The sequence below is a fragment of the Pseudomonas sp. AF03-9 genome, from assembly GCF_020515815.1.
In the GTDB taxonomy this organism is placed as follows: domain Bacteria; phylum Pseudomonadota; class Gammaproteobacteria; order Pseudomonadales; family Pseudomonadaceae; genus Aquipseudomonas.
The window spans coordinates 1-15652 of the sequence record NZ_JAHPJF010000032.1; the positions used below are offsets into that span (position 1 = coordinate 1).

Sequence of the window (15652 nt, forward strand, 5' to 3'; positions counted from 1 at the left end):
AATTGCGAACCCACAGCACGTGCCGGCTGTGATCGAAAAATGGGCTCGGTAGTACGCTGGAAGTCATCCCTTTACTCCTGAGTGCGTTGAGAGTCCGGAGCGTAAAGAGTTGTTATCGGTAAGGGGTGTCGGAAAGTTCGCTTTCTGGTGAGGGGGGCTTCCTGATCCTTTGATTCAAAGAGAAGTAACAGAAAATGGCAGAGCAGTGGCTAAAAGCCAGCGTCTATCCCCTCCTGCAAATCATTCCTTTGGCTGATTTGGCTGAAACATAAGCGCTCTACAGTGCAGAACTTCCAGCCAAGACCGTGCAGTCATAAAAGGGATTCCTATGTTGCAGACCCGTGTTATCCCCCCCGCCGAAGGCGCCTACCAATATCCGCTGTTGATCAAGCGCCTGTTGATGTCCGGGACCCGTTACGAGAAAACCCGGGAAATCGTCTACCGTGACAAGTTGCGCTACACCTATCCGACCTTGATCGAGCGCGTCGCGCGCCTGGCCAATGTGTTGACCGAAGCCGGGGTAAAGGCCGGTGACACCGTGGCGGTGATGGACTGGGACAGCCATCGCTACCTGGAGTGCATGTTTGCCATCCCGATGATTGGCGCGGTGATCCACACCATCAACGTGCGTCTGTCGCCGGAACAGATTCTCTACACCATGAATCACGCCGAGGACCGCTTTGTGCTGGTCAACAGTGAGTTCGTGGGGCTTTACCAAGCCATCGCCGGGCAATTGACGACGGTCGACAAGACCTTGCTGCTCACCGACGGTGAATCGAAAACCGCCGAGCTGCCAGACCTCGTGGGCGAGTACGAAACCCTGTTGGCCGCCGCCAGCCCGAAATACGACTTCCAGGATTTCGACGAAAATTCCGTCGCGACCACCTTCTACACCACCGGCACCACCGGCAACCCCAAGGGCGTGTACTTCACCCATCGCCAACTGGTGCTGCACACCATCGGTGTGGCGACCATCATGGGCAGCGTCGACAGCGTGCGCCTGTTGGGCACCAACGATGTGTACATGCCGATCACGCCGATGTTCCACGTTCATGCGTGGGGCCTGCCGTATGTGGCGACCATGCTGGGCCTCAAGCAGGTCTATCCCGGCCGCTACGATCCGGAGTTTCTGGTGGAGTTGTGGCGCAAGGAGAAAGTCACTTTTTCCCATTGCGTGCCAACCATCCTGCAAATGCTGCTCAACGCCAAGGCTGCACAGGGCGTGGATTTTGGCGGCTGGAAAATCGTCATCGGTGGTAGCGCGCTCAACCGTACGCTGTACGAAGCTGCCAAGGCTCGTGGGATTCAACTGACGGCTGCGTACGGCATGTCCGAGACCGGGCCGTTGGTATCGTGTGCCCACCTCAACGAAGAACTGATGGCCGGCAGCGAGGACGAACGCACCACCTACCGCATCAAGGCCGGCGTGCCCGGGCCGTTAGTAGACGCGGCGATCATCGACAGCGAAGGCAACTTCCTGCCTGCCGATGGCGAGTCCCAAGGCGAGCTGGTGCTGCGTGCGCCATGGCTGACCGAAGGCTATTACAACGAGCCGCAGAAGGGCGCCGAGCTGTGGGAAGGCGGCTGGATGCACACCGGTGACGTGGCCACGCTGGATGCGTTTGGGGTGATCGATATTCGTGATCGCATCAAGGACGTGATCAAGACCGGCGGCGAATGGGTCTCCTCCCTGGCCCTCGAAGATCTGGTCAGCCGTCACCCGGCGGTACGCGAAGTAGCGGTGGTGGGCATCGCCGATCCGCAGTGGGGTGAGCGTCCGTTTGCCTTGCTGGTGGTGCGTGATGGCCATGTGATAGGGGCCCGTGAGCTCAAGGAGCACCTCAAGCCGTTCGTGGAGTTGGGCCACCTGAGCAAGTGGGCGATTCCGAGTCAGATCGCCGTTGTTACGGAAATTCCCAAGACCAGCGTCGGCAAACTCGACAAGAAACGTATCCGCATCGACATCATTGAATGGCAGGCCAACAACAGCACGTTCCTGTCCACCCTCTGACGCCCCTCGCCGTGCCCGCCCGGGCACGGCAATGCTCTATCTTGCGCCTCTACTTGTGATTTGCCGATTTTCAGCCATCCTTGCCGCGTCGGCCTTCGCCGACATGGCGAAAGGGTCGTGGCAGACGGGTCGGTGATGCAAATCACACTTTAGAGGGATCAAGCACTACCCCCCGCTGGCTATAGTCCCTTCCAGAGTTTTTCAAGGATGTTCCGCTTTGGGCCATGGGGGCTCAGTTGCCGAGCGGCATTGGAATCGTTGTATTCCGGCCGTTACACGCATCACAGAATGAACTCTCTGCCATAACAATAATGCACATGGAGTAGCGTCGATGACCTCAGTAAACCAGTTCTGGCGCCGGGCAAGACTGCCCCTGGCCGTCAGTCTCGCCTCTACGCTCGCCGGGCCCGCATTCGGCGTCAGTTTCAATATCGGTGAAGTCGAAGGGAGTTTTGACTCGTCTCTTTCCGTGGGGGCCAGTTGGTCGACGGAAAAGGCCAACAAGAACTTGATCGGTTCCAACAACGGTGGGCACGGTCTCTCGCAGACCTCTGACGATGGGCACCTGAACTTCAAGCGTGGTGAGACGTTCTCGAAGATCTTCAAGGGCATCCATGACCTGGAACTGAAGTACGGCGATACCGGTGTGTTCGTGCGTGGCAAGTACTGGTACGACTTTGAACTCAAGGATGAAAGTCGTCCGTTCAAGGACATCAGCGACAGCAATCGCAAAGAGGGCGCCAAATCCTCCGGCGCGCAGATCCTCGACGCCTTCATCTACCACAACTACAACATTGCCGATTTGCCGGGCTCGGTGCGTTTCGGCAAGCAGGTGGTCAGCTGGGGTGAAAGTACCTTCATTGGGGGTGGCATCAACTCCATCAACCCGATCGACGTGTCTGCGTTCCGTCGTCCGGGCGCCGAGATCAAGGAAGGCCTGATTCCGGTCAACATGTTTTATCTGTCGCAAAGCGTAACGGACAACCTGTCGGTAGACGGTTTCTACCAGTTGGAGTGGGACCAGACCGTTGTCGACAACTGTGGGACATTCTTCTCGCAGCCTGATGTGATCGCCGACGGTTGCGACAATAACCTTGCGGTACTGCGAACCCGTCAAGGCTTGTCCAACGCCTTGCCGGCGCCGCTCCGGAATGCGGCGTTCGGTGCGCTGGCGGCCCAGGGTGTGAACTTCGGCTCGCCGGATGAGGGCGCCATTGTTCGCCGTGGTCCTGACCGTGATGCGCGCGACAGCGGCCAGTTTGGTTTCGCCGCCCACTACATGTTCGAGCCGCTGGATACCGAGTTCGGCGCTTACTTCATGAACTACCACAGCCGCGCACCGATCTTCAGCGGACGAGGGGCGGCGGCGAGCAAGTACAGCCCTGCGAACCTGGTTGGGTCATTGATGGGCCAAGGGTTGACCTTGGGACAAGCCAGCGCGATCGCGCCATCGCTGTTGCCGTTCGTGGTTGCCGGCAACTCGAGTTACTACGTTGAATACCCTGAGGACATCCGCCTGTACGGCCTCAGCTTCTCTACGACGTTGCCTACCGGCACCGCGTGGAGTGGTGAAATCAGCTACCGTCCGAATGCACCGGTGCAGTTGAACACTACGGACATTCTGTATTCCGGGCTGACGCCTTTGGCCGCGGTCAACCCGGCAGCGGCCAACTACTCGGTGCTGCAAGGCAAGGCGGACCAGGACCAACCTGGCTATCGCCGTAAGGAGATCACCCAGCTGCAAACCACGTTCACTCACTTTTTCGATCAGGTGATGGGGGCTGAGCGACTGACGGTTGTCGGTGAAGTTGGCTTCACTCACGTCGGTGGCCTGGAAAAAACCTCCAAGGCCCGTTACGGCCGCGATCCTAGCTACGGCCCTGGCCCACTGCCAAATGGTACGTGCCAGACCTTGAACGCTGGCACCCTGACTGGCGCTGCGCAGAACAACCTGTCGCGCTACTGCGAAAACGACGGCTTCACCACCGCCAACTCCTGGGGTTATCGCGCCCGCGCCATCTGGGATTACAACAGCGTCTTTGCAGGGATCAACCTCAAGCCTAGCGTCGCATGGTCCCATGATGTGAGCGGCTATTCCCCTGGTCCAGGTGGCAACTTCGAAGAAGGCCGCAAGGCCGTCAGCCTTGGCCTGGACGCGGAATACCAGAACACCTACACCGCAGGCCTGTCGTACACCAACTTCTTTGATGGCAAGTACACCACGGTGGACGACCGGGATTTTGTTGCGCTCAGCTTCGGCATGAACTTCTAAGCGACCGTATTTCAGGAAGAACCAGAACATGAAAATAACTAAAAGTCTGTTGCACGTGGGTGTGCTTGGGCTGTCGATCCTGGCGAGCAACGTCATGGCGGCAGTCTCGGCGGATGAAGCCGCCAAGCTGGGCACGAGCCTGACCCCGATGGGCGCCGAAATGGCCGGTAACGCGGCGGGCACCATTCCCAAGTGGTCGCCATTGCCGACCAACGCCGGCGCTGTAGATGCCCGTGGTTTCCTGGCCAACCCTTACGCCAGTGAGCAACCGCAATTCACCATCACCGCGCAGAACGTCGAACAGTACAAAGACAAGCTGGCACCGGGCCAATACGCAATGTTCAAGCGTTACCCGGACAGCTTCAAGATGCCGGTCTACCCGACCCACCGCGGTGCCACGGTGCCGGCTGAGGTGTTCGCCTCCATCAAGAAGAACGCCACCACCACCAACCTGGTGTCTGGCGGCAACGGCCTGGAGAACTTCGAAACCGCCGTGCCGTTCCCGATCCCGAAAAGCGGCGTGGAAGTGATCTGGAACCACATCACCCGCTATCGTGGCGGCAGTGTGACGCGTCTGGTCACCCAGGCCACACCGCAAACCAACGGTTCGTTCAGCCTGGTGTACTTCAAGGACCAGTTCGTTTTCCGCGACAAGATGAAGGACTTCGACCCGAAAAACCCGGGCAACGTGCTGTTCTACTTCAAGCAGGAAGTGACTGCCCCGGCACGTCTGGCCGGTGGTGTGCTGCTGGTGCATGAAACCCTGGACCAGGTGAAGGAACCGCGTTCGGCGTGGGTCTACAACGCCGGCCAGCGCCGTGTGCGCCGGGCGCCGCAGGTGTCCTATGACGGCCCGGGTACTGCTGCCGATGGCCTGCGTACCTCAGACAACCTCGACATGTACAACGGTGCACCGGACCGCTACGACTGGAAGCTGGAGGGCAAGAAGGAAATCTACATCGCCTCCAACAGCTACAAGCTCGACGATCCGAAGCTCAAGTACGCCGACATCATCAAGGCTGGCCACATCAACCAGGACTTGGCCCGCTATGAGCTGCGCCGCGTCTGGCACGTGGTCGCGACCTTGAAGGAAGGCCAGCGCCACATCTACGCCAAGCGTGACTTCTTCATTGACGAAGATACCTGGCAAGCGGCGGTGATTGACCACTACGACGGTCGCGGCCAACTGTGGCGCGTCGCCGAGGCCCACGCCGAGAACTACTACGACAAGCAAGTGCCGTGGTATGCCGTGGAAACCCTCTACGACCTGCAGTCGGGTCGCTACCTGGCGCTGGGTATGAAGAACGAAGAGAAGCAGGCGTATAACTTCGGCTTCACCGCTACTACCAGCGACTTCACCCCGGCGGCGTTGCGTCAGGACGGTGTTCGCTAAGCCCTAGCGATTGCCCATGTGGGAGGGGGCTTGCCCCCGATGGCGGCAGGCCAGTCAATTCATCGGTTGACTGACCCGCCTCTATCGGGAGCAAGCCCCCTCTCACATTTTTTGTCTCAGTTCTTTTTCAGGCAAATGTTGCAAAGATCTACAATCCCGCCGCTTTTACCGCTAGTCTGCGGACATCTGCAATGCCGACAACAGCCTTCTACAAGAGCCCGGCGATGACTGATCTGTCCCGAATCCAAGGGCCTGCCAGTGCGGTAATCCCGACCCTGGAAGGTCGCTTCTACAGGCCACCCCTGCCTGACGGCTACGTGCTGCGACCGCGGCTGTGCGAACGGCTGACTGCCGGGCTGGACGGGCGACTGTTGCTGGTCAGCGCACCCGCCGGGTTTGGCAAGAGTTCGTTGGCGGTGGAGTTCTGCCAGAGCCTGCCGGCCCACTGGCAAAGCCTGTGGCTGGGCTTGAGCCCACGGGACAGCGACCCCGGACGTTTCCTCGAGCGCCTGCTCGACGGTTTGCAGCAGTACTTCCCGCAACTCGGCGCCCAATCCCTGGGGCTGCTGAAAATGCGCCAGCGTCACCAACCCTTTGCGTTTGAAGAATGGCTCGACGGCTTGCTCGACGAACTGACGGTGCATCTATCCACCCGCGCACCGCTATTGCTGGTACTGGATGACTACCATTTGGCCCAGGGGCCGGTGCTCGACCGTTGTCTGCAGTTTTTCCTCAACCATTTGCCTGATTGCCTGGTGGTATTGGTCACCAGTCGCCAGCGCCCGGACTGGCATCTGGCACGTCTGCGCCTGTCCCGGCACCTGCTGGAACTGCATGAGCAAGACCTGCGCCTGACCCATGCCGAGTCCCTTGCCGTACTGGATCGTCATAGCAGCTCATTGCGCGGTGAAGCTCTCGACAACCTGATCCGCCGCAGTGAGGGTTGGGTCGCCGGCCTGCGCTTCTGGTTGCTGGCCGCTTCCGAAGCGGGCAATGAAGGCGCGTTGCCGCAAAACCTGCATGGCGGCGAAGGGCTGATCCGCGATTATTTGCTGGAGGAGGTGATCGACTGCCTACCGGCCGATGTGCAGGCCTTCTTGTTTGACACCGCCCCCATGGAACGTTTTTGCAGCGAGCTGTGCGACGCCGTACGCGAAGCCCACGACAGCGCGGAGAACCTGCGTTACCTGCAAGCCCATCAAGTGTTCCTGGTGCCGCTGGATGATCAGGGCCACTGGTATCGCTACCACCATTTGTTCTCCGATTTGTTGCGGTCCCGGCGCGAAAGCAGCAACGTCTTGCCGACGGCCAGCCTGCACCTGCGCGCGTGCCGCTGGTTCAATGCCCAGGGTTTGATCGATGAAGCGGTGGAGCAGGCGTTGCGCGCCGGCCATCTGGATGTGGCCGCCAATCTGGTGCAGAACCTTTCGGAGGAGCAACTGCTGGCCGAGCAAAATGTCGGCATGTTGCTGCGCTGGAAGATGGACTTGCCGGATAGCCTGTTGATCAGCACGCCACGCCTGATCGTGCTGTATAGCTGGGCCCTGGGCCTGGCCTGCCAATTGGATGCCGCGGAGGAATTATCCGGCTACCTCAGCCGCTTTCTGCCGGCGCCTTCCGCCACCGCGCAAAAGTCGATGCTGGCCCAGTGGTTGGCGCTCAGTGGCGTTATCGCGCGCGGGCGGGGCAATCGTGAATTGACCCAGCGCTATTGCAGTGAAGCGTTGGAAAGTCTGCCGCAGCGACGCTACGGCCAGCGCTTGATGTGCCTGTCGACACTCTCCAACCTGGCCATCGTCGACGCCGATTTGTGGCGTGCCCGTGGCTTGAACCGTGAATCCCTGGAGTTGGCGCAACGTGTCGGCAACCCGCTATTTGAAGCCTTGGCCCACTATGACCGCGCACGCGTCCTACAGGCCCGGGGCGAGATTCTGCGTTCGTTGGATGAAGTGCGTCAGGGCCTGCAACGCTTGCATGGCTTGGCGCCCGAGCGGTTGTACGCAGTGCGTGCGCGGCTGTCGCTCTATGAAGGCTACCTGTTGTTGGTGCGCTACCAGCCCGATGCGGGGATTGCCCGTTTGCGCGCAGGGCTGGTGGAGGCTCGCGCCTGCCGCGATATAAGCGTGTTGATCGGGCACTGCGTGATCGCCAGCTTTGAGGGGAGGCGCAATGATTTCTCCAAGGCGTTTGCCGAACTGGCCGAGGCCGAGCGCTTGATGCATATCTGGGACGTGCCGCCGATTTACTACTTGGCGATGATCACCCTGATCAAGTGCGAACTCTGGCTGGCCCAAGGCCGCACCGACCTGGCGGATGCGTGGTTGAACCGCTTGGGGCAAACCTACAATGGTGAGCACGCCGCGGCCGCACCGGAATTTCATCCACACCTGCCGCAACATATCGGCCTGCAGCAGGCCGCGCTGGAGGCCACGCGTCATCAACCCGCTGCCGCCCTGCAACGTCTCGAAGAACTGGCGCAGCAAGCCCGGAACAGCGGACGCCAGATGATTGCGCTGATGGCCCTGACCCAGTTGGCGCAATTGCTGCTGGACGGTGGTCACGAAGCCAAGGCCCGTGCGGTTGTGGCCCAGGCCCTGGAGGCGGGCGCAGGTGGCGCGCTGCAGCCGTTCCAGCGCTTACTGGAAAACCACCCCGATTGGATGCGCGAACAGTTGGGCCAGGACGCCCATGGCTTGCTGAACCAGAGCCTGCTGGCGCTGTTGCCGGCGATTGTGGTGGTGGAGGCTGCACCCCTGCAGGAAACCCTCAGTGCACGGGAGCTGGCGGTGCTGCAACTGATCGCCGAAGGCTGCTCGAACCAGGAGATCAGCAATCGGCTGTTTATCTCGTTGCACACGGTCAAGACCCACGCGAGTCATATCAACAGCAAGCTGGGGGTGGAGCGCCGCACGCAGGCGGTGGCGCGGGCGCAGGAGTTGCGATTGATTGGTTAGCGAGTGACCGCCAGTCTGTTTTAATAGTGCAATTGTTCTGGCGATATTCGCCCGAAAGCGACATTTCGTTTGCACTAGAGGACCGCCCATGGACACCGTCAAGCCGACACTCATCCGCGAAACCTTTCCCGTCGGCCCCCTGCAATGCAACTGCACCATCATCGGCGATCCCATCAGCAAAAAAGCCATTGTGGTCGATCCGGGCGGCAACCATGAGTTGATCCTCGCGCGCCTGGATGCGCTGGGTCTCAAGGTGGTGAGCATCATCCACACCCATGCTCACCTTGATCACTTCCTGGCGTCCGGCCAATTGAAGGAGAAGACCGGTGCCACCTTGCACCTGCACAAGGAAGACCAGTTCCTGTGGGACAACCTTGAGATGCAGTGTCAGATGTTTCGCGTGCCCTACACTCCAGTGCCGGCTCCGGATCGCTGGCTGGAACATGACGAAGAGTTGGCCTGCGGTTGCGGTGTGGCGTTGCATACGCCAGGGCACACGCCGGGTTCGATGAGCTTTTGGTTTGCCGATGCCAAGTTGCTGATTGCCGGCGATACGCTGTTTCGGCGTGGCGTGGGACGTACGGACTTGTGGGGCGGGGACCAGGCGACCATCGTGCGCTCGATCAAGCAGCGCCTGTATACCCTGGATGAGGGCGCAACGGTGGTGGCAGGGCACGGGCCGGATACCCGGCTGGGGGATGAGATGCGGGAGAACCCGTTTGTACGGGCTTAGGAGGAGTGGGGCTGTTCTAAACCGATAACCGTTGTAGCAAAAACTCAGGTCGCGTTCAGCGTAGGTCTGCTACGGTTTCTATAGCAGTCTTGGTTCCGAATCTTTTGTTACTGGTCGGCGCGCGGCCACGGAATTTTTGCTGTTTGTCGCGTTCCAAACTCGGCACAGGTCCATTGCCAATGTCCTTTGCACCATAGAATGCAAAAGTAGGAGCCTCCTTCATGTTCACTTCGCGTCGTCTGCTTGTTGTCGCCACCGTCGTAGCCCTGTTGTCGGGCTGCGCTACGCCTAACCCTTACGACGGCAGCAGCCAAGGACAGGCCAGCAATGATTCCGGCGGTATGAGCAAGACCGCCAAGTACGGTGGCCTGGGTGCCCTGGCCGGTGCATTGGCCGGTGCGGCCATCGACCACAACAACCGCGGCAAGGGTGCGCTGATCGGTGCGGTGGTTGCCGGTGCCGGTGCTGCGGGCTATGGCTACTACGCCGACCAGCAAGAGAAGAAGCTGCGTGCAAGCATGGCCAATACCGGGGTCGAAGTGCAGCGCCAGGGTGACCAGATCAAGCTGATCATGCCGGGCAACATTACGTTCGCCACCAACTCGGACGCGATCTCCAGCAGCTTCTACCAGCCGCTGAACAACCTGGCCAACTCCCTCAAGCAGTTCAATCAGAACACCATCCAGATCGTCGGCTACACCGACAGCACCGGCAGCCGCCAGTTGAATATGGACCTGTCCCAGCGTCGTGCACAGAGCGTGGCCAACTACCTGACTTCCCAGGGTGTGAGTTCGGCCAACCTGAGTGTACGTGGCGCCGGTCCGGATAACCCGATTGCCAGCAACGCCGACGTCAACGGCCGTGCCCAGAACCGTCGAGTAGAGGTCAACCTTGGCCCGATCCCAGGTCAGCAATATGGCCAGCCGGGCGCCCAGCAACAAGCGCCACAACAGAACAATCAGTTCCAGGGCAACCCGTACTCGCAGTACCAGTAACACACAGGACCATAAAAAAGGGCGCCGTGCAGTCAATGCACGGCGCCCTTTTTTGTGGCTGACGGTTGGATCAGTCGATGTATTCGAACACTTTCACGATCTTCTGCACACCGGACACACCCTGCACCAGGTTGGCTGCACGGGTGGCTTCGGCCTGGGTCAGCAGGCCCATCAGGTAGACGATGCCGTTGTCGGTGACGACTTTGATACGCGAGCCAGGAATCGCGTTATCGGTCAGCATCTGTGCCTTGATCTTGGTGGTCAGCAGCGCGTCATTGCTGATGGCCAGCAGGGTGATCGGGTCCATGACCTGCAGTTCGTTGTGCACCTTCTTCACACGCTGCACCGCTGAGGCGGCCTGTTCAGCCTGGGCCTTGAGGTCGGCACGCGGAGTCTGGCCGGCCAGCAGGACCACACCGTTGAAGCTGGTGACGACGATGCGCGACGCACCGTTGCCCAAGTCGGTAGCGGCCTTGGCGATGTTGACCTCAACCTTGGTTTCGATCAGCGAGTCGTCGATCTTGCTACCGAAGGTGCGGGTGCCCTTGTCATCCTGGATCGGGGTGTCACGTGTTGCAGTGATTGCCGTGCTGCAGCCGCTGATAGCGATGCACAGCGTGATGGCCAATAGGCTGAGGCGGTTAACGGTCATTCTTCACTCCCAAACAATTGGCTGTCGATCAGATCGCATAGGCAGTGGATCGCCAGCAGATGGACTTCCTGGATACGTGCGGTGACATTGGCTGGAACGCGGATCTCCACGTCCTCCGGCAACAATAGCGAAGCCATGCCGCCGCCATCGCGCCCGGTCAATGCTACGACAATCATTTCGCGATCATGTGCGGCCTGGATCGCTTGAATAATGTTTGCCGAGTTGCCGCTGGTGGAAATCGCCAGCAGCACATCGCCAGGTTGGCCCAGGGCGCGGATCTGCTTGGAGAAGATTTCGTTGTAGCTGTAGTCGTTGGCAATCGAGGTGATTGTCGACGAATCGGTGGTCAGGGCGATGGCCGGCAAGCTCGGACGCTCGCGTTCGAAGCGGTTGAGCAGTTCGGACGAGAAATGCTGGGCATCGCCGGCCGAACCGCCGTTGCCGCACGAAAGCATTTTGCCCTCGTTGAGCAGCGCGTTGACCATGACCTGACTGGCTTGCTCGATGTGCGGTGCAAGTACGTCCATCGCCTGTTGCTTGGTGTCGATGCTGGCCTGGAAAAGCTGGCGAATTCGGGATTGCATGTCCATCTGTGTGACCTTAAGTAGCGCGGCTGTTTGGCACAGGAATGTGCAGCCCGCAAAGCAAAGAGCAAAAGTGTGTGGTGAAGATGTCCGGCGAATCAGCTGTCGAAGGCATCTTTGAGCCAGTTCAGATCAGCCTGACCAGACGGTGTGCGTTCAATGGCAACCACATCGAAACGGCAGGGGGCGTCGGCCCAGCGATGCTCTTTCTGCAGGAAAAACTGCGCGGCGAGTATCAGCTTCTGACGCTTGCGCCCGTCGATACTGGCGAGCGCGCCACCCCATTGTGCGTGTTTTCTGTAGCGGACTTCGACGAATACTACTGTATCGCCGTCAAGCATGACCAGATCAAGCTCACCGCGTTTACACAACCAGTTCTGCGCCAGAAGGCGCAGACCCTGCTGTTGCAAGTGTTTCAGAGCTTGCAGTTCGGCGTCCTTGCCGCTTTGTGCGCTGGACCGCTCGGGCATCAGCGCGGGGTGTCGGGCAGGCGCTGGATGTCGCCGCCAACAAACTTGGCCCATGGCATCTGGCGATCAACACGCTGGCTGGCACTGATGCCCAGGTTGCCAGAGAGACCATCAATACGAGTGTCCGGCAGTGCCTTGAGTTGGCCCAGGCGTGGCGCCAGGCGGTAGGCGTCAACGCCCATCGCGTACAGGCGGCCAAGGCTACCATTGGCTTGCGGCCACTGCGCAGCCACCTGATTGCGCAGCGGGTCGGTGCTGTTGAGCAACCAAGGGGTTTCGCAGAACATCACGTTGGTCATGTCCAGGTATTGGTTCTTGTCACCGCTGGCACTGAATACGTGGGAGGTCGCATACACCGGTACATCACCGGCGTACTGGAAGTTCAGGGTCGGCTTGATCTGCTGGGCCAACTGCGGGGTCACGGCCAGGAAGATGAACTCGATGTCCTGACGGCGCGAAGGTTGCGCTGCTACGTCAGTGCCGACCGTGTTTTGCAGGCTCTTGGCGCGGCCTTCGCTTTTGCGCAGTTGGAACAGGTCGGCGATTTGCTGGGCCAGGGCGACCGGCTGGTCGACGTATTCCACGCCGACAACGGTACCGCCGTTGGCTTCCCAATCCTGGCGGAAGGCCTTGTAGACACGTTCACCCCATTCACCACGCGGCACCATGGCGGCTGCACGATGCAAACCGTCGGCGCGGGCACGACGCGAGACTTCACGGGCTTCATCTTCAGCGGCCAGGCCGAACTGGAACAGTTGCGCCGGGTTCTGGTCGGCCTCGCTGTAGTTCAGTGCCAGGGTGGTGATCGGCAGTTGCGGGCGTGCGCTCAGCTGTTTGACCAGCGGTTTTTCCAGCGGGCCGACCACCAGTTGCACGCCGGCAGCCTGGGCCTTGGCGTAGAAGTCGTCGATGGAGGTCAGGCGCGAGCTGTCAAAGAACTCGATGACCGGCGGCTTCTGCCCGGCCTGCTGAGCCTGGTAGTGCGCCGCCATGAAACCTTCACGCAGCGCTTTGCCGACGGAGGCCAGCGGGCCTTCCTGCGGCAGCAACAGGGCGATCTTGTTCAGGGGCTGGCTGGCCAGTTCCTTGAGCTTGGTCAGTGGCAACGGCAGTTGTACGGCTGCCGGGTGGCTTGGGTTCTGCGCGCGCCAGGTGTCGATGGCGGCTTGTTGTTGCTCCAGGGTGCCGGCACCTTTGACCGCTTGGGCCAGGGTGATCCAGCCGTCGAGCGTTGGGTTGCCGCTGGCTTGCAGTTGGTCGGCAGGCACTGCAGCAATCAAGGTCCAGATGGCTTCGTGGTTGTTTTTGGCTGCATCACCGCTGAGCAGTGGGGCCATGGCCACGCGTTCGCGGGCGGCGGCCAGCGTCTGGCCATCGGCTTCATAGGCGCGGGCGTGCACGCTGCCGGTGCGCAGCTGTTGTTCGGGCGGCAGGTCCTTCAGGTTTTGCAGGCTTGGGTGGCTCAGGGCGGTCAACGCCGCCTTGGGCTGGTTGCGCGCCATGGCCAGTTCGGCAGCCAGGGTGCTGGCAAATACTTGCGCGGCTGGTTTCAGGACGTCCAGGGGCACCTGCGCAAGAATCTGCGACGAGCGGCCTGGATTGTTTTGGTGGTAAGCCATGTCTGCCGCACTCAGGCGCAGCAAAGCGGCCTTTTCTGGCGTCTTGGCGGAGGTGGCCTGTTCGAGCAGTTGCTCGATACTGGCGTCCGGGGTCCGTGGGAGGTCGCCAAGGCTGGACGAGGGCGAGCTGGCGCAAGCGGCCAACAGGGCAGCGAGGCAGAGGGCGGAGAGCAGCCGCAGGCAAGCGATCATGTAAGTGTTCCTGATACCGATCAAATTAGCGTGGAATTGTACCCAAGCACTGGCCCAGGCGCGATGTTACTGGCGTGAAACCGTCGAATTAGGTCGTGCAAATGTTGCTGGTGGCCATCATTGGCTGAAAAGGCATCGGCCGTGATGGCATATTTTCAAGGCGTCTACGCGTTACAATGCGGCTTTTGCCAACCATCGAGGTGTGCGTTTTGACTGCTCCAGGTCCTTTGAATTCCACTGCTGGCTCGCTTTTTGTGGTGGCGACGCCCATTGGCAACCTGGACGACATCAGCGCTCGGGCGCTGAAAGTGTTGCGCGAGGTTAAATTGATCGCGGCGGAAGATACGCGGCACTCCCAGCGCTTGATGCAGCATTTTGGTATCAGCACGCCATTAGCGGCCTGTCACGAACACAACGAGCGGGAAGAAGGCAGCCGCTTTATCGTGCGCTTGCTGGCCGGTGATGACGTGGCGCTGATCTCCGACGCGGGCACGCCGCTGATTTCCGACCCTGGCTACCATCTGGTGCGTCAGGCAAGGGCCGCTGGTATCAATGTAGTGCCTGTTCCGGGGGCTTGCGCACTGATTGCAGCATTGTCGGCTGCAGGCCTGCCGTCGGACCGCTTTATTTTTGAAGGTTTCCTGCCGGCCAAGGCCGTGGGGCGGCGTGCGCGCCTGCAAGCGTTGAAGGAAGAGCCGCGTACGCTGATCTTCTATGAGGCCCCTCACCGCATTCTTGAATGTTTGCAGGATATGGAATTGGTGTTCGGCGGCGAGCGCCTGGCACTGCTGGCCCGCGAGCTGACCAAGACCTTCGAAACCCTCAAGGGACTGCCGCTGGAAGAGCTGCGCGCATTTGTCGAAGGCGACAGCAACCAGCAGCGCGGCGAGTGTGTGGTGCTCGTGGCGGGCTGGACGGCGCCGGAGAGTGAAGATGCGGTAAACAGCGAGGCCATGCGCATTCTCGACCTGCTGCTCAAGGAAATGCCCCTCAAGCGTGCGGCAGCGTTGGCGGCGGAAATTACCGGCGTGCGCAAGAATGTGTTGTATCAAGTTGCGCTGGATAAACAGAAAGCCGAATAGTTCCGGGGCCAAAGCTGTATTCCGTCTGAACGTGATGGCAATTCTGAACTTTTATTACTTGTCCTAAGTCCGCCGTGCCGTTAACCTGCGCGGCGGAGAGTCGATTGGACAGTCGCTGCCCTCTATGAAAATTAGGGGGGGGAGGAAAGTCCGGGCTCCATAGGGCGAAGTGCCAGGTAATGCCTGGGAGGCGTGAGCCTACGGAAAGTGCCACAGAAAATAACCGCCTAAGCGCTTCGGTGCCGGTAAGGGTGAAAAGGTGCGGTAAGAGCGCACCGCACGACTGGCAACAGTTCGTGGCTAGGTAAACCCCACTTGGAGCAAGACCAAATAGGGTCCCAAGGCGTGGCCCGCGCTGGGACCGGGTAGGTTGCTAAAGATGTCCAGTGATGGCCATCGTAGACGAATGACTGTTCAAGACAGAACCCGGCTTACAGATCGACTCTCCACCTTTTTCCTTCTGTCCGAATCTCGTGCAGAAAACCGGTAGTAACGCAAGAATCCCTCCCTGCCGAATCATTGGCAGATGCATCTTCGTAATACCAAAAAAATCTTACTCTTAATAAATCACTTTAACTTTGAGCGATAGCTCTTTGAGCTGTTTGTGCTTGCTGGGTCAAAAACTTCGCCAAACTCTCGTTTCTCTTCCTTTTACGCTCCTAAATCTCCGTTCTGTAAGGCTTTTCCTTGAATCC

The 15652-nt window shown here is 59.9% G+C and carries 11 protein-coding genes and 1 other RNA gene; 8 read left to right on the forward strand and 4 right to left on the reverse strand.

Annotation, left to right across the window (positions count from 1 at the left end):
• The first annotated feature begins 328 nt into the window (after positions 1 to 328).
• The 6 genes from LIY36_RS26325 to LIY36_RS26350 all read left to right on the forward strand — a co-directional run bounded on the left by LIY36_RS26325 (position 329) and on the right by LIY36_RS26350 (position 10358).
• Complete coding sequence (locus LIY36_RS26325; protein ID WP_192297642.1) at positions 329 to 2011, forward strand: fatty acid--CoA ligase; 1683 nt, start codon at positions 329 to 331, stop codon at positions 2009 to 2011.
• A 331-nt stretch (positions 2012 to 2342) separates the two neighbouring features.
• Positions 2343 to 4283: a DUF1302 domain-containing protein gene (locus LIY36_RS26330; RefSeq protein ID WP_226457710.1), complete on the forward strand. Its 1941-nt coding sequence runs from the start codon at positions 2343 to 2345 to the stop codon at positions 4281 to 4283.
• Between the two features lie 28 nt (positions 4284 to 4311).
• Positions 4312 to 5676, forward strand: coding sequence for a DUF1329 domain-containing protein (locus LIY36_RS26335; protein ID WP_226457711.1), 1365 nt, complete (start codon positions 4312 to 4314; stop codon positions 5674 to 5676).
• A gap of 224 nt (positions 5677 to 5900) precedes the next feature.
• Positions 5901 to 8630 (forward strand): LuxR C-terminal-related transcriptional regulator, encoded by a 2730-nt coding sequence (locus LIY36_RS26340; protein ID WP_226457712.1) that lies wholly within the window; start codon positions 5901 to 5903, stop codon positions 8628 to 8630.
• 88 nt (positions 8631 to 8718) lie between these two features.
• Entirely contained in the window at positions 8719 to 9363 is a 645-nt protein-coding gene (locus LIY36_RS26345) for an MBL fold metallo-hydrolase (RefSeq protein ID WP_226457713.1), read from the forward strand.
• A 221-nt stretch (positions 9364 to 9584) separates the two neighbouring features.
• A complete protein-coding gene (locus LIY36_RS26350) occupies positions 9585 to 10358 on the forward strand; it encodes an OmpA family protein (protein WP_226457714.1) in 774 nt (257 codons plus the stop codon).
• A 70-nt stretch (positions 10359 to 10428) separates the two neighbouring features.
• Here the strand turns inward: LIY36_RS26350 and LIY36_RS26355 are convergent, their stop codons facing one another.
• From LIY36_RS26355 to LIY36_RS26370, 4 genes are all read right to left on the reverse strand, one after another.
• Complete coding sequence (locus LIY36_RS26355; protein WP_226457715.1) at positions 10429 to 11010, reverse strand: BON domain-containing protein; 582 nt, start codon at positions 11008 to 11010, stop codon at positions 10429 to 10431.
• On the reverse strand, positions 11007 to 11600 hold the full coding sequence (locus LIY36_RS26360; RefSeq protein WP_007904374.1) for a phosphoheptose isomerase: 594 nt from the start codon (positions 11598 to 11600) through the stop codon (positions 11007 to 11009). The genes LIY36_RS26355 and LIY36_RS26360 overlap by 4 nt, the downstream gene beginning before the upstream one ends.
• A 92-nt stretch (positions 11601 to 11692) precedes the next feature.
• On the reverse strand, positions 11693 to 12064 hold the full coding sequence (locus LIY36_RS26365) for a YraN family protein (protein ID WP_226457716.1): 372 nt from the start codon (positions 12062 to 12064) through the stop codon (positions 11693 to 11695).
• Entirely contained in the window at positions 12064 to 13875 is a 1812-nt protein-coding gene (locus tag LIY36_RS26370; protein WP_226457717.1) for a penicillin-binding protein activator, read from the reverse strand. Before LIY36_RS26370 ends, LIY36_RS26365 begins: the two co-directional genes overlap by 1 nt.
• A gap of 176 nt (positions 13876 to 14051) precedes the next feature.
• Between LIY36_RS26370 and rsmI the strand changes: the two genes are divergently transcribed.
• Positions 14052 to 14957, forward strand: a complete 906-nt coding sequence (rsmI, locus tag LIY36_RS26375; RefSeq protein ID WP_192297626.1) for a 16S rRNA (cytidine(1402)-2'-O)-methyltransferase — start codon at positions 14052 to 14054, stop codon at positions 14955 to 14957.
• Positions 14958 to 15053: 96 nt separating this feature from the next.
• Positions 15054 to 15407, forward strand: an RNA gene (rnpB, locus tag LIY36_RS26380) — RNase P RNA component class A.
• Positions 15408 to 15652: the final 245 nt, after the last annotated feature.